Source organism: Symploca atlantica LB2515 (assembly GCF_052546295.1).
The window spans coordinates 1,691,685-1,706,843 of sequence record NZ_JBQWMT010000001.1 but is presented as its reverse complement, the minus strand read 5'-3'; the positions used below and the strand labels follow the sequence as shown (position 1 = coordinate 1,706,843).

Below are 15,159 nucleotides of genomic sequence, written 5' to 3'. Positions count from 1 at the left end.
AGTATCCAGCTTCGTATCTTTCAACCCACACCTAGCTGGAATGGTCGTTGAAACTCGTTAGCCGAATTGTTTCCTCAGTCATAAAAACTTTCAACCCACACCTAGCTGGAATGGTCGTTGAAACCCTTCCTACCTAGACCCTGGTCTACCACTGATTTTCAGGACTGGTTTTGGCAAACCTCGAAAATACTGGCTAAATCTCTCCAAAAAAGAGAGGATTGACTTTTGCCAGAATTACTGAAGTCAAGACTACCTCAGGGATTGGCATTTTTGGCGAACCTCCAGGGTTTTTGCCCCCGCTTTGGCTTGCCAGAAAAATGAATGAGAGTGGATTCCTCCTTGCTCGGAGGTGATTGAGTAGCCACGACTGTAGTAGACCTACACCCCTATTACTGGGAGCGCACCTTATTCCTGTCTTTCGACAGCAGCATCAGGGTGGACAGCTACCAGGGCCAGAAAGCAAAACTGTTGTCAAACAGTCAAACTAACCCTCATTTTTCGCACATCAGGGGTTCGGTCGAACATGAACTGCGGCGCTGTTAGCCATTGAATTATTATACTTTCAAGGTTCAATAATTTGTCTTATTTTTAAGAATTAAGACGAGATTGATAAGTGCCAATAGCCATTTCTTTTGCCTTTTCCTGGGGACTGCCTCGAATTGGCTGCTTTCCTTGTTCAACTGAAATACCTATCTTTGCTGCTTGAGCTTGAATGTTGTCAATTAATCTGCCGTAACTCCATTGGTGGAAATGAACTCGATATTGTTTAGCGTACTTTTGCTGCCCTTCGAGATAAGCAGGGATTTTTTGCTCGGCTTTGGCTTGGATTTCGCTTTGCACGAGTTCTCGCATATCCCCCAGTTTGGGCAAAACAATGCTAGCTGCTTGGTAGGTTTGGGCTAGAGTAACAATGGCTTTAGCTATTAGTCGGTCTAAGTACTGACCTAGTTCAGATTCCCCAAATTGGTTAGGAGCAGCATTTTTTTGTGCTTTGTGGCGTTGGTGAGATTGACGTTGTTTTTCCTGCCTAACTCGGTTGAGAAGTCTAGAGTTTTTCCCTAATAATTGCCGGATGCTGCGGAAAGTTATTGCTTTGCCCGTAGCGCCATCGATCACAGCAGCTATAGCAGGTTTTTCTAGTCCTAAACTGATACCTACCAGAATATTTCCTTGCCCCTGATAGAGAGGTTGACTAGGACGAGGAAAAGGGTTGTGAATGCGTGCAAGAGTTGTATTTTTACGTTTGATAAAAGCTTGCTGGTTCTGAGTTAGGTCACCTTTCTCTTTCATTTTGGTGAGGATTTTGGCAATCTCAGTCGCTTTCTCATCTCTTACTTGCTCTGTACCTTCAGCAGAAAAGAGACGAGTGTCTAAGGTGCAATAGAGAGTGAGGTGATGGACGTTCCAAGGTTCGCCTTTGCCAAATCCTTCCCGCCAAGCAATTCTGCCTGAGCGTAGGGTAAATAAGCTACTCGAATGTTGGTTTTTACTTTCCTTCTTAACTTGCTGGTCTTCCAGAAAGCGCTCAAACCATTTGAGTTGGCGCTGGTCACAGTAGATTTGAAACTTATACTCACTCAAACCACTGAACTTAACACAGAGGCGACCTTGAGAGTTTTTGCTCCAGGTTAGGTCTTCGTTGGTTTCGTAAGCGACTGGAAAAGGTAAGACTTTGGGTTTGGTAAGGAGTTGGTTTTGCCAAGACTTGGCTTGAGCTTCATTCGCTGGAACAGTTCTGGTAGCGGTGATTAAGGTTTCTAACCATTTTTCCCCGGTTAAGTCTCGACCTTTAGGCAAGCGGCTGGTGAGTTGTTCAGATAATCTTGAAATCCTGATTTCATGCTTACGGCGACGCTGAGCAAATTTTTCGGGGTTTTCTGCTTTGCTAGGAAGTTTGCAGCCATTTTTGAGTAGATAGCAGATAGCATTTTTACTCAGGATGTCTTCTGTTTGGTCGTAAGCAGAGAAAAGAGTTTGGGAAATACTATCCTGAGATTTTGACGCTTTAGGCTTCTTTCTCTTTTTCCCTTTGGTTTTTGGGGATTGAGTCGAGGAGTTTTGAGGAGTTAAGGGAAGAATAATTTCACTAGCTTTGCTGCGAAGAACCTCAAGGGTAGAATTACTTTCCTTAATTAATTCTTCATCGCTTTTGAGCATTGCCAACCAGCGCATCTGCCCTGCCAATTTGCGTTGTAGTCTTTGCTGGAGTTGGAGCCAAGATTTGTAAGTGTAGTCTACCAATGCGATCGCAGACATATAAAAACGGCTCGGCTGACCACTGTAGCGGGGGTCAGTTTTGAGGGGTTAGCATAGTTGTTCGATAGTGCCAGTGGGGATTTTGCCTTTTTCTCGCCAGTTTTCCCAGTCGGGATGTTCTTGAACTTGTTTTAAAAGTTCATTGATTAGAGGTGTATTCAGTTCTGCCATCAACTTCCAAAGTTGGTGGCGGCATTCTGGTGAAGCAACAAGACGACATTGGATCGTAATTTGGCTCATGCCGTCAATACACTACTGTGTTTAATAAAAATTAATTAGTCAGTCTAGAAAAACTCTAGAATTCTGATTCATCTGTTAACGTTTCAATCAGCAAGTCCATTTGCTGCTGTCGCTGGTTCAAGAAAGCCTCGCACTGGCGCAAGTATTCAACCGCCGCGCTAAATTGCTCAAAAACCTCTGCTAGTTCCAATTCACCAGCTTCTATTTGCTCAATGATATTTTCCACTTGAGCGACAGTTGCCTCGTAGTTCCAATTTTGAGGCGGGGAAATATCTACTTTATGGGAAACAGAAACACCACTAGGGTCAACCATAAGAATTCCGAGTATCGAATTGAGATGATAACTCCTGTGATCTTTTTCTGGCAAGGCTAAGTAAATAGCCCTATTCCCAACAATAGTCTATCAATCCCTCTTTAAATCACTCCTTAACTCTTCCGAATCATCGAGCATTTGAGGAGTTACGGCTGGGTTATTGACAATTTCTGCGGGATCTTTGGTGTAACCGCCTTTCGTCACTAAATCTCTGGGATCAACAGCTTCTTCGAGAACGGATTCCTGAACCGTCTGTAGCTCGTCTTGATTCTTTTCTTGCTCAGCAGATGGTTTCGGTGTCTCAGGACTCATATAACTTTGCCTATACAATTAGCAAGCTTTAGTTTACAGGCACTTTGTCCGATGTAAACACTATCAAAAGGCAGATTCAAAGTTGCAAATTATCTAAATATCAGACAACAGGAGAAAGATTAACCTGGAAAACTATATCATTGTAGTCCAAATCACCGCCGTTAAATAAATCCTCAAAAGCAAAGGTATTGTCTCCGCCTAAGCGAACATGGTCAACCCCATCTGGGTTAGCTTCCAAAAAGGGAAAATAAGCTAAAGGAACTTGCTCTGGCTGGTGATTCAAGTTAAGTTCCAGAAATTCCTCTGGTGTGCCATCAGCAATAATATAAGGTGCCAAAATTTCTCCACCCGTCAATTGCACTGTTGTATTACTGTCAAACTCCAGTAGACGCTCTAATATCGCTATTCGTGCATAATCAGCCTCACCTGGATGAGAGTCAATCACACCATCATTATTGACATCTATACCGCCATTTTCATCATCAATTACATAGAAACCAACAACATTGTTGTAACCAGCCTCACCGTTAACAATCAACTCAGCTTGCACCGGAGTAGTCTGGCTACGCAAATCGAGCAGTTCGACTTCTCCTTGAAGTTGTGTACCTAGCGGTTGTGGCTCCTCTGTCACCTCAACAGTCAGCACTAAATCGTCAAAACTTTGGTCACCACCGCCGATTTGATCTTCCCAAGAAAGCGTAAAGCCACCATCTGTAATTTCGTCACTCTGTAGGTAGTTAATGCCATTAGTATTAGCCGAGGGAAAGGCAAACAAAATCTCCGGAGTTTGTCCAGTTGCCAACTCCTGCTGCGCCGTAGTTGTTGTGCTATTTGGTACTAGATAAAAACCCAAATTAGTACCACCACTAAAGCTTAATTGACGAGTGATACTGACGTTATTCAATAAATCAAAAATATCAGAGGGGGCTGAAAAAATTACTTGCGATTGTCTTAGGGCTGCCTCTAGGTATCCTTCCTGACCAGGAACTAAGGATAAACCCGTATTACTATCAATAACTCCGCCATTTGTATCTACCGTAAAAACACCAATTTCATCAACAAAATTGGTGTTAATTTGGTTTAGAGTAAATAAGAGTTGAGTGGTGGAGTCACCTAAGCCTGCGAGACTAAAAATATTATTATCGTTCCTGGTAAGACCAGCAGGGGATGTCGCAGCAACAATTGCTTCTCGAAAAGTGTCGGCGTAAATTTCATCGACTTTAGTTGTGGGATGAACATCATCCCAGAAAAAAAACTGGTCTGGATCGGGATCTGGATCGACAACTTCTGCCGTGTTTAAAAAAGAGTCAGTAATATTAGACAAGCCAAACGCGGTAGGATTAGCCGCGATTTCCTGGCTAATGTCAAATAAATCTACTGAAATTACATCTAGCACGAGACCTGCTAGAGCTAGTTCTAATGCTGAATTGAACGATAAGCTAATGTCGCGCAGAATCGATGTCAAGCCATTTGCTGACGCCAATGGTGTTCTACCTATATCCGGCAAATTTGGCACTACGACATTTTGCGCCCCCACACTAGCCAGGGCATTGACAGCCGTTGTCAGGTTGTTGACAGCCGCAGTCACCGCCGCCTTAGGATCAGCAGGTGGATTTAAAAAATCATTGCCCCCAGCCCAGACAACATAAAGCCCATCAGGATCTGCGCCTTGGGAACCAGTGTTAGCAACAAACTGATCAATTTGGTCAAGTAATCCGGGAAATTCTAATCCCAAAGCAGGATTATCACCGCTGTTATCGCGTCCCGTTTTGGCACCACCAACAGCAAAGTTGGTGGCGGGGTTGGAGGTCAAACCTAACTGGGGTGCTAGGAGTTCTACAGTTAAAGGACCGTTAGAGAAACGCCCCTCAAAGTAGGGTGGGCTATTGGGAACAAGACCCCCCGTTGCTTGGAATAAGTTACCTGTATCAGAAAGACTGTCCCCAAAAACAAATAACTCACTAAAATTTTGGGTCTCCTCTAGGGAAGTCGCACTATTAGAAGTAGCCATAGCTATTTAGCTAAATAATTTCTGTAATTTTGACTTTTATTTGCCCTTCACTCAGGGTAATTTCTAGTGTCTCACCAAGCTGCAACTGCTCTGCTGAGCGTGCAATAGTTCCTTCTGCTTGACGCACTACAGCATAGCCTCGTTTCAGTACACTATTGGGGTCAAGGGTAGCTAGTTTTTGCTGCAAGAGTTGACAATGCCCATTAGCTTGACTTAGGCGCTGTGAGGTGAGTTGTACTAATTGCTGGCGCTTCCAAGCGATCGCTTGTTTTTCTTGCTGTAATTGTCGGTTCAGGGGTAGGCGTTGCACTCTGGCTCGCAGATATTGAACTTGCTGGTGAGAGCCTTCTAGAACTTTAGCTACGACCTGATTAAGGTTACGTTTTCGTTGTTGATGTTCAGCATCAAGCTTGGCTAGTTCTGGAACCGCCAGTTCTGCTGCTGCTGTCGGCGTGTGAGCACAAGCGTCAGCCACTAAGTCAGCTAAAGACTCATCCCGTTGATGACCAATCCCCGTTAAGACGGGAATGGAGCAATTAGCGATCGCTCGCACTACCCTCTCATCATTAAAGCAAGCCAAATCTTCAGATGCTCCGCCCCCCCGTGACAAAATCAGCAGTTGCGCTCTACCATCTAACTCAATACGCTCAATTGCTGCCACAATCGAAGCTGGTGCTAACTCTCCCTGCACCTGGGCAGGTGATAACAAAACTTGTAAACCGGGATGCCGACTGCGCAGGGTGCGTTGAATATCACCCCAGGCGGCGGCTTGAGGCGAGGTAACAACGCCAATGATTTGGGGATGAGTGGGCAGGGGGCGCTTGCCTTCTTCGTCAAACAAGCCTTCTGCTGCTAGTCGATGACGGAGTTGGGCATAGCGCAATGCCTGCAAACCTTCACCCCCTGGCAATGACTGCCATACCATCAGTTGGTATTGTCCCCGTTGAGGGTAAACCCGGATACTGCCTAAAACAATCAGCTGTTCTCCAGTAGTGGGTGGCTGCACTAGTTTAGTCACTACAGAATTCCACACTACACACTGAATCGAGGCCTTAGCGTCTGGGTCTTGAAGTGTGAAAAACATGCCACTGCGATGTTGAGAAGCGCTAGAAACTTCTCCAATCACCCAAACCCTTCGCAGTTGTTCGTCCTGTTCCAACAGTTCCTGAATGTAATTTGTTAGGTCAGAGACAGACAACGTTAATTCCGGAAACAGAGAATTAGACACAAACGAAGTCATGTTTTTTACCAAAATAATGGGTCTAAAGCCCCGTGCTTTTAGCGCGGCTTTGTTTAACTGCGCTATACTTACCCTAAGTAAGTCAGCGTAATCATGTGGGTATTTGAAGCAAAACTTCAGGGAACAAACGGGCAGTATGAGCGGCTTAATCAAGCCATTCGTACTGCTAGGTTTGTTGGTAACAGTTGCCTCAGATACTGGATGGACAACAAGGGAATTGGGAAATACGAGTTGAGTGCTTATTGCGCTGTTCTCGCCAAAGAGTTTCCCTTCGCTTTTCAGCTCAACTCTCAAGCTAGACAAGCCTCCGCTCAAAGAGCTTGGTCTGCTATCACCCGCTTCTACAACAATTGCCAAAAAGGCAAGCCAGGAAAAAAGGGTTTTCCACGCTTCAAAAAGCACCAAACTCACGGTTCTGTTGAGTACAAAACAACGGGATGGAAGCTGTCGGAAGATAGAAGAACCATCACCTTCACCGATGGTTTCAAAGCTGGAAGCTTCAAGCTGTGGGGAACCCGTGACTTGCATTTCTATCAGTTGAGTCAAATCAAGCGGGTTCGAGTTGTTCGTCGTGCTGATGGGTACTACGTTCAGTTTTGTCTTGATGTTGAGCGGGTTGAGAAACGAGAACCAACAGGAAAAACTATCGGGTTGGACGTTGGCTTGACTCACTTTTATACCGATTCCGATGGACAGACGGTTGAGAATCCCCGACATCTGAGGAAGTCTGAAAAAGCTCTTAAGCGTCTGAATCGCCATCTCTCTAGAACCCAGAAGGGTTCTAAAAACAGAGCCAAAGCTCGAAACCGTTTGAGCAGAAAACACCTCAAGGTAAGTAGGCAGCGTCAAGATTTTGCCGTGAAGTTGGCAAGATGCGTAGTCCAGTCTAACGACTTGGTTGCTTATGAAGACTTGATGGTGCGGAACATGGTTAAGAATAGAAAGCTGTCCAAGTCGATATCGGATGCTGCATGGTCGACTTTCCGCAACTGGTTGGAATACTTCGGCAAGGTGTTTGGAGTGGTGACGGTTGCCGTTGCGCCCCACTACACCAGTCAAAATTGCTCTAACTGTGGGGAAGTCGTCAAAAAGTCTTTGAGTCAAAGAACACATCGCTGTCACCATTGTGGGTTTGTTTTAGACCGAGACTGGAATGCATCCCGGAACATTTTGGAACTAGCACTACGTACCGTGGGGCACACGGGAACGCCAGCCCTGAGCTTTGTCGAAGGGTTAAACGCCTCTGGAGACATCGACCTCTGCATTGGTGGGGAAACTCCTCAATGTAAGCCGAGTCGTGGAAAGAGGAAACCCAAAGAGTGATCTTTGGAATCCTCGTACCTTTAGGTCGAGGAGGATGTCAATTAGCAGGTGAATAATTAAACGTACTATCAAGGAGTAGGTTGAGCATAATCCATAACTCATGCTTAACCAAAAGTAGCCCCACTTTACCCAAAAGAAAACCGCTATAGTGCTAAAGTTCTCGGCGGGTTAGCCGCTTACTGATTTTTTCACTCAACCACAGCACAGAGTTAGAATAGGAAGGAGTTTGGGCGCGTTTCCCAACACATCCCAACACAGTTCCTGAGGCACTAATGGCTACCCAAATCACAAACAGTCCCGAAAAGGAAAAAGCCCTGAACTTGGTGCTCAACCAGATTGAGCGCAACTTTGGCAAAGGTGCCATCATGCGTTTGGGAGATGCCACTCGCATGAGGGTGGAGACGATCTCCAGCGGAGCAATTACGCTAGATTTAGCTTTGGGTGGTGGCTTGCCGAAGGGTCGGATTATTGAGATTTATGGACCAGAAAGTTCCGGTAAAACAACGCTAGCTTTGCATGCTGTCGCAGAAGTACAAAAAAGCGGAGGTGTGGCGGCTTTTGTTGATGCTGAACACGCCCTTGACCCTACCTACTCTGCTGCTTTGGGAGTTGACATCGCCAACCTGTTGGTTTCTCAACCTGATAATGGTGAGGCAGCTTTGGAAATTGTCGATCAATTAGTACGCTCAGCGGCAGTGGATATTGTAGTTATCGATTCAGTGGCTGCTTTAGTCCCGCGTGCAGAAATTGAAGGGGAAATGGGCGACACTCAAGTAGGTTTGCAAGCGCGTCTGATGAGTAAAGCACTGCGCAAAATCGCTGGTAATATTGGCAAATCTGGCTGCACCGTCATTTTTCTCAACCAACTAAGACAAAAAATAGGTATTTCTTACGGTAGTCCCGAAGTGACTACAGGCGGCAATGCCCTCAAGTTTTATGCTTCAGTCCGCTTAGACATTCGTCGCATTCAAACCCTGAAAAAGGGATCTGAAGGTGAGTATGGTATCCGTGCCAAAGTTAAGGTGGCAAAAAATAAAGTCGCTCCCCCTTTCCGTATTGGAGAGTTTGACATTATTTTCGGAGAGGGTATCTCCCGGCTAGGTTGTCTGGTTGACCTAGCAGAAGAAACTGGCGTAATTGTTCGCAAGGGAGCTTGGTACAGCTACGAAGGCAGCAACATCGCTCAAGGGCGTGATAACACTGTTAAGTATCTCCAAGAAAATGTAGAGGTTGCCGAGACTGTGGATCGGCAGGTGCGCCAGAAATTAGAAATGGGAGTGGTTGTTTCTGCCAATTCGGTCACTCGGGTGGAGAGTGAAGAGGAAGAGTAACTTCTCTAAAAAGCCCAATAGGGTTATTACCAAACTAGGGGTTAGCTGAAGATGCTAGCTCCTAGCTATGTTCAAATATCTTCTGTATTTGCCGACTAGCGAAGCTATCTGAGGTCTTCGGGTGACTAGCTTGGTTAAACTGGGCTATGGAGAATTGAGCATTGGGTTCTTCTGGTTCGGATTGCTTTTGCCAGGAGCTAGGATTTACTTCTTGACAGTCAATAGTTGAATCATCTAAGTCTCGAGGTGATATAGATGAACCCAATTGTTGGACTGTGGCCAAGTTTTTCTTAGTTGGATCGGCTTCTAGTTTCGCCAGGATATCCGGGGGTATGTCGTCTAAAGTCTTAGTTTGATAGCACAAGAAAAAGTCAAAGGTAAAGTTGCTCAGTCGTACGTGATCGCCGTCCCGAAGAAGCATTCGCCCCCGCACGGCTTTATCATTAATGAAAGAGCCATTGGTGCTGTTGAAATCCACCAGGTAAAAACCCTGGTACTTAACGTACTGAATCGCTGCGTGATGCCTAGACAACCGTCGGTCTTGGATTGTTAAAGCTAGCCGTTGGTCGCGACCAATCGTCCAGATGCCTTGAGATTGAAACAAAGTCTGAGTTTTTCCGTCAACTAAGTTTGTGATCAAATAAACTTGCTGACCTTCAATGACGCCGGTCACCGATTGTGTGGCTAAGCCCGGAAGGTTTGGGAATCCAGTTTTTTCTAGCTTAAGAAGTTCATCTAACAGACCGCGATGGTTCTCGTAAAGCTTGAGAAAAACCTCGTAAAGACCTAGTCTTTGTTCGATATTCATAATTATCGGATCAATTCAGAGGAGCAGAGGTATGTGCAAAGTAAAAAATCGTGACTTAGCAAGTGCGGTAGGTTTACGGTAAAACCACTGTCGCCATTCGTCAGTTATGCAACAGGTAGGCAATATGACTAGCTCACTTACCCCGACGTCCAAAGACTGGTGAGCAAATTTTGGTAGATCCTTTCCCTCTTAGCCTAGATTACCTTGACCCGTCAAGATGCACCAATTTTTTTTAAATAAAGTGCCACCACAATATTAATTCCCAACTACTTGTCAAGGCGAAACAACCAAACCATCAAGGCAACCACTCCAATTTGCACTACCAGGTTAGGCAGAACCGTGTTTGCTTGTTGACCAGAGGCTAGCTGTGCCAAAAACACTACTGCACCAATGAGACCAGATGCACCAAAGGCAACATAAATAAATTTTCTCAGACCTCGGTAGGGAGCTTGTGCCTCTGCTTTTAATTTTGCATATTTTTCTGGGCTAAGCTTTCGAGGGTTGATGTTAGATTTGGGGTTGGGACTTTTTGAGGTTGGCTTTGACATCCGTTTTTGATTTTGCCTTCATATCAATCTTGGCACGACTGCAACTTCTTTATGGTCTAAATAGTCTGGTAAAAGATGAAGTCTTGCCAATAGAAGATGAAGTATTGTCGAGTAGCAGAGCAATTTTTGGCTACCTGAGTATTGAGTTTGTCGGAGCATCAGGGTTAGGGTAAGGGGTAGTCAACAAAGACCCTTATTGAAGATACAGTAAGATGCGCAAATTTCCCCTATACCCCAGACCCCACACTCACAGCTTTAGGTTACTTATCTTGGAGTCAAAAAAAGGATAGGGGGACACGGGAGACAAGGAGGACTAGCCTAATTTTTCCGTTCCTTTGAGCGTCTGATATTACTTTGTAATATTTTCTATCAGTTTTTCTTAAGAGAGAGAGAAACTATGAGTCTGCACTCATAGCGAGTGGCGTTTAATAACCCCTGCAACCGGAGATATTACAATTGTCACTGTTTCAGTCCAAGAGAATCTTCGATCACAAGTGGGGTTAGCGGGGTCATTTTTGGGCAAAAATCCTGCTATATTATTCAATTGGTGCCGGTGTAGCTCAGTGGTAGAGCATTCGATTCGTAATCGAACGGTCGGCGGTTCAAATCCGCCCATCGGCTTTTAGGCAATACTGCCGCGTTTGCGGGCTTCTTTATAGGAGATGCCTACATTTTTTAAACCGACGCGAATCATTTGTTGTTCAAGGAGGGCAAAGAAGCGGGTGCGATCGCCGCCTCGCACTACTGCCTGATTGTGAGCTTCAGCTAGGGCGACTGGATAGCCATAACCTTTGTGAACTTGCGCTAGCATCAAACTTAGGGCTTGATCAAGCAAGGAGGGGTTAAGCGCTACCCATTCCGGTACTTCTGTGCGGGCAATTTCTGTGCCAACATTGACATAGCAGAAATAGACGCGATGAGCTTGATATGACTCAAGAATCCGTGCTGAACTGCGAAACAAAGAGCTACGTTGTCCTGGTTGCAAAAAATTTGTCCAGAGAGCAGCATCTCGCAAAGGGTCAATAACTTGACAGGGTAACTTGTCAGTGAGGCTAGCACAATTGCTGATGCAGTTAGGAGTCTCGTGAGGGCAAGCTTGCAGCCGCAGAAAGTTAACGGCTTCAGTGCTGCGAGAGGCGCTCAAATAGCCCAACAAGGGAACGTTGACTGAGCGTAGCTGTTCCCAAGCTTCCAGAATTGGTGGCAGAATGCGATCGCGTGCTTCTGCTGGTAGCGATTCCAGAAACCAGTAGATTAAGGAACCATCCACCATTGCCAGATTGGGTATGTCAAAGTGAGCGCCCGGTGGATTGACCCAGCGACAAGCCATTTCTGCTAACGTTGACGCCTCGGAAACCGTACGCCGATAACCCATCCACTCTTCTGTACGAATACCCCACTGACGAGAAACGTACAGGTCTTCTGGTCGGTAAAATACTTCTGGCAAGCTATCTAAAAGCGGGTATAAACTCTGCCCATAGTGCAACATTACCCGGCCAACATTAATCAAGTAACAGTAGGCAATTTCGTGGTGAGAAGGAGACAGTTGAGAGCCATCTGTGGCGAAAACGGTGTGGCCCTCTGGTGGTGTACTGATCTCAATAGCCGTGTCTAGGGGTTCGATGGGTGTTGCAGCGGCAAAGGTAATGCGATCGCGCCATTGTTGTTGCCGATTGACGATTTCTTCCTGCTGGGATTTGGCTTGTATTAACAGTTTCTGGGCAAGTTCTAAGCGTTGACGTGTTGCAGCCGCTTCAACTCTCAGGTGCTGACTAATACCAGGTATCTGCTTGGCAATTTTCGTTAAATCGAGCATTAGATTTCCCTTTGGTGAGAAATAGTTGCACAGGTATCAGGTTTTAGGTGGTACTAAGCAACATCTAATAGCTTATCTTGACTGTTTTTTAGATACATCCATTCCTACCAAACTGAATTGTGAATAATTTTGACTATTCACTACTTTTCTTCACTCAAGGCAAAATCTGTCTTTGTTTTCTATGCAGTAATAGCAACTCTAGAAGAATTCTTGGAAATGATCGGTGTTGTTGTTTTCTTGTACAGGCTGTTTTCTTATTGACAACGGATGAGCGAGGTATCTGTACGTATCGAAGACAAAAAGGTAGCTAGGGAACTAGAATCAGGCAGCCATCTGGTTTAATGACAAGTTAGGGAGTAGTTGAGTAACTGCTAATATCTCACTTACCTGACTAAGACCAAACTGAAAAATCTTGGGGAAACTGAGCAAGTGACAAGAGCCTAATTCTCTGATCATTACTGGCAGATTGATGATGAGCCTCGGTGTTATAACCCCAATCTGCTAAGTAGAGTCTGACATCTTGAAGATCAGGGTGCTGTTGGACTAATTGTAAGGTTTTTAATCTATCTTCCACAAACCAAAGACCAGCCGCTTGGCAACTCAGCACTTCTAGGATTTGGCGAAGAGTTTGGTATTTAGGACGTTTGCACTCTTTGCCGATAATCCTCTCCTCTGGCAGTTGGATGCCTTGTTGTTGCAAGAGCTGCTTGACAAACCGCCCTTCTTTGGTGGTAACAATAAATACTTGTGTTGGTGTTTCTGAGAGTATTTTACCTACTCCCTCAATCACGCCGGGGTAGAAGCGATGTAGCTCTAGCCAACTGTCTAAATCTTTATTGATCCACTCGTCTCGGAAACTGTCTAGTTTCTTGCCGCTTTCTGCAGGATCTAACTTTTCAGAGGCAACGATTTCCTTGGCGACAGTTGACCAATCTTGAACAATCTTTGCTTCTGGCACTCCCAGCACTAGTGCACGGACTAGCACTGGCATTTCCCAGCCAGTTTCGATTACAGGTCGTAAGCGGTAAAATTGAGCAGCCACGTTATCTGGTGGAGTGTGGCTAGGTGGGTTCCAGATTTGACAGTAAGTACCCCAAGAAGTCTGAAAATATTCTAGCAGTCCGTCACAGAGGACACCATCAAAGTCAAGGGCAAGAATTGTAGGAGCGATCGCAGCCATGGCTTTAGAGCTTCAAAGTCGCTGTCTATCATCGCATACAATCAAGGAATAACTCAGTAACATTGAGCCTTCTCTGCCTGAGTAGCGATCGCTTCGTACCAATCAGTGAGGGGAAACTCAGCAGGTGTTGTTACTTGTTGATAAACACTTTGGCACAGTTCTAGAAATGAACTCTCATTGATCTTGATTTATAGAGCCAGCTACAAAATGGGTGGTTTTGAGCTGCTAATTATTTAGCTGCTTTTAGTTCTACTTTTTTACGCAAAACACCGACTCAAATTAAATTTTTTAACAAAGGTTAATTTACTAGTATTCCCTCGTTTTATCGAAATTTTGGCTTATTCCCACCTAGGCACTGGCAAACGGGAAGTGTTCACCACTGGCTCAGGAGTCTGTACGAGTCCCAACATGCTGGTGTAAGTAGCTTCTCAATGTACAGGTATATCCTCAACAGACAAACCCACAATAAAAGTACCCTGGAGGGTACTTTTATCGATGCTCCTAGTTGCCAGAATAAACAGATAAGTGATTAGTACTAACTATTTAAAATCTGTTGTTCCTAAAATTTTTAACAAAAATAACCATTGATCTAAGTTCGGGGGAAATTTAGGTTTTTTTAAGCTGATTCTCAGACAAGGCACTTAATCTAATAACCATGTCCAAAAATTAATTAGTTTTTCTGAACTAGATTCTAATCATCAACAACATCTTCTGGGCAGGGAGGTTAATTATAGGACTCACTAGATTTTGAATGTTTCTCTACTGAGAATAGCCAATTTTTAGGTGTAAATCTTCCTGAATTGCCTCAATTACTAATGCTTTTGAATGTGGGTAAATGAGGTAAATTCAGCGCATTACTATATCGTTATAGACATCAATATTAACCACAAGTGACCAACCATGAAGGATAATCTAATAAAACATCAATACCGTGCGAAAAAATTAATGAAGCTTTTCAAACTAATCGCATTGACTTTGTTGGCATTCAGTGTTGTCCTGGTGTTTGCCGATAATTCCGCCCTAGCCCAAGAATCTGCTAACGTACAGGGATTTAATCCTCAACAATGGTTGCGCAATGCTTTGCAATGGATTCAAAACCTTGGCCCAACTGGTGCGATCGCCTTTATTTTACTTTACATAGTTGCTACTGTAGCTTTCTTACCAGGGTCAATTCTTACCCTCGGTTCTGGCGTGGTTTTTGGTGTAGTTTTAGGTTCCCTTTATGTCTTCATTGGTGCGACAATTGGAGCTACTGCCGCTTTCTTAGTTGGTCGTTATTTTGCAAGAGGCTGGGTTGCCAAAAAAATTGCGGGTAATGATAAATTTCGGGCAATTGATGAAGCTGTTGGTAAAGAAGGATTTAAAATTGTTCTGTTGACGCGACTCTCTCCAGTATTTCCTTTCAACTTATTAAATTATGCCTATGGCGTGACCGGGGTTTCCCTCAAAGACTACTTTTTTGGTTCCGTTGGCATGATTCCAGGAACCATTATGTATGTTTATATTGGTTCTCTAGCGGGTAGTTTAGCTACCATTGGTGGCGAAAATCAGCCTACCAATGCGACTGTACAGTGGGCAATTCGGATCATTGGTTTTATCGCCACGGTTGCTGTAACTGTTTACGTGACCAAAGTTGCCAGAAAGGCGTTAGAAGAGAAGGTATCAGACGAGCAACTTTCAGATGAGACAGTTTCCTAACTAATGTAAGTTTTGTTACTTGCGTCAATTATCAAAAAACGAGAATAAATTCTCTGTTTTTAATTGTGTATTTTTACTATTTA

Annotated in this window: 12 protein-coding genes, 1 tRNA gene and 1 pseudogene; 5 read left to right on the top strand and 9 right to left on the bottom strand. The window is 44.5% G+C overall.

Going from position 1 to position 15,159, the window contains the following annotated elements; genetic code table 11:
• Positions 1–588: 588 nt before the first annotated feature.
• From cas12k to xseA, 5 genes and pseudogenes are all read right to left on the bottom strand, one after another.
• A pseudogene (cas12k, locus tag ACT7WV_RS07255) lies at positions 589–2,496 on the bottom strand (type V CRISPR-associated protein Cas12k).
• A 55-nt stretch (positions 2,497–2,551) separates the two neighbouring features.
• Positions 2,552–2,809, bottom strand: a complete 258-nt coding sequence (gene xseB / locus ACT7WV_RS07245) for an exodeoxyribonuclease VII small subunit (protein ID WP_445102261.1) — start codon at positions 2,807–2,809, stop codon at positions 2,552–2,554.
• Positions 2,810–2,899: 90 nt separating this feature from the next.
• The gene (locus ACT7WV_RS07240) at positions 2,900–3,121 is read right to left on the bottom strand and encodes a hypothetical protein (protein WP_445102260.1); all 222 of its coding nucleotides are present in this window, start codon (positions 3,119–3,121) and stop codon (positions 2,900–2,902) included.
• A 100-nt stretch (positions 3,122–3,221) separates the two neighbouring features.
• Complete coding sequence (locus ACT7WV_RS07235; protein WP_445102259.1) at positions 3,222–5,132, bottom strand: DUF4114 domain-containing protein; 1,911 nt, start codon at positions 5,130–5,132, stop codon at positions 3,222–3,224.
• Positions 5,133–5,142: 10 nt separating this feature from the next.
• Positions 5,143–6,372 carry an exodeoxyribonuclease VII large subunit gene (gene xseA, locus ACT7WV_RS07230; protein ID WP_445102258.1) on the bottom strand — a complete coding sequence of 410 codons (1,230 nt, stop codon included), beginning with the start codon at positions 6,370–6,372 and terminating at the stop codon, positions 5,143–5,145.
• Between the two features lie 93 nt (positions 6,373–6,465).
• On the opposite strand from xseA, the gene ACT7WV_RS07225 reads away from it, so the two are divergent.
• Complete coding sequence (locus tag ACT7WV_RS07225; RefSeq protein WP_445101566.1) at positions 6,466–7,695, top strand: RNA-guided endonuclease InsQ/TnpB family protein; 1,230 nt, start codon at positions 6,466–6,468, stop codon at positions 7,693–7,695.
• A 272-nt stretch (positions 7,696–7,967) separates the two neighbouring features.
• Positions 7,968–9,026 carry a recombinase RecA gene (gene recA, locus ACT7WV_RS07220; RefSeq protein ID WP_445102257.1) on the top strand — a complete coding sequence of 353 codons (1,059 nt, stop codon included), beginning with the start codon at positions 7,968–7,970 and terminating at the stop codon, positions 9,024–9,026.
• Positions 9,027–9,087: 61 nt separating this feature from the next.
• Here the strand turns inward: recA and ACT7WV_RS07215 are convergent, their stop codons facing one another.
• Positions 9,088–9,834, bottom strand: coding sequence for an FHA domain-containing protein (locus ACT7WV_RS07215; protein ID WP_445102256.1), 747 nt, complete (start codon positions 9,832–9,834; stop codon positions 9,088–9,090).
• Between the two features lie 266 nt (positions 9,835–10,100).
• On the bottom strand, positions 10,101–10,382 hold the full coding sequence (locus ACT7WV_RS07210) for a DUF3493 domain-containing protein (RefSeq protein WP_445102255.1): 282 nt from the start codon (positions 10,380–10,382) through the stop codon (positions 10,101–10,103).
• Between the two features lie 29 nt (positions 10,383–10,411).
• Here ACT7WV_RS07210 and ACT7WV_RS07205 point away from each other — a divergent pair, with 29 nt between their 5' ends.
• Both ACT7WV_RS07205 and ACT7WV_RS07200 read left to right on the top strand, forming a co-directional pair.
• Positions 10,412–10,555 carry a hypothetical protein gene (locus ACT7WV_RS07205; RefSeq protein WP_445102254.1) on the top strand — a complete coding sequence of 48 codons (144 nt, stop codon included), beginning with the start codon at positions 10,412–10,414 and terminating at the stop codon, positions 10,553–10,555.
• Positions 10,556–10,931: 376 nt separating this feature from the next.
• Positions 10,932–11,003, top strand: a tRNA-Thr gene (locus tag ACT7WV_RS07200).
• Position 11,004: 1 nt separating this feature from the next.
• On the opposite strand, the gene ACT7WV_RS07195 is transcribed toward ACT7WV_RS07200, so the two are convergent.
• Both ACT7WV_RS07195 and ACT7WV_RS07190 read right to left on the bottom strand, forming a co-directional pair.
• A complete protein-coding gene (locus tag ACT7WV_RS07195) occupies positions 11,005–12,198 on the bottom strand; it encodes a DNA double-strand break repair nuclease NurA (protein WP_445102253.1) in 1,194 nt (397 codons plus the stop codon).
• Between the two features lie 391 nt (positions 12,199–12,589).
• Entirely contained in the window at positions 12,590–13,378 is a 789-nt protein-coding gene (locus ACT7WV_RS07190; protein WP_445102252.1) for an HAD family hydrolase, read from the bottom strand.
• Positions 13,379–14,323: 945 nt separating this feature from the next.
• On the opposite strand from ACT7WV_RS07190, the gene ACT7WV_RS07185 reads away from it, so the two are divergent.
• Entirely contained in the window at positions 14,324–15,076 is a 753-nt protein-coding gene (locus ACT7WV_RS07185; RefSeq protein WP_445102251.1) for a TVP38/TMEM64 family protein, read from the top strand.
• Positions 15,077–15,159: the final 83 nt, after the last annotated feature.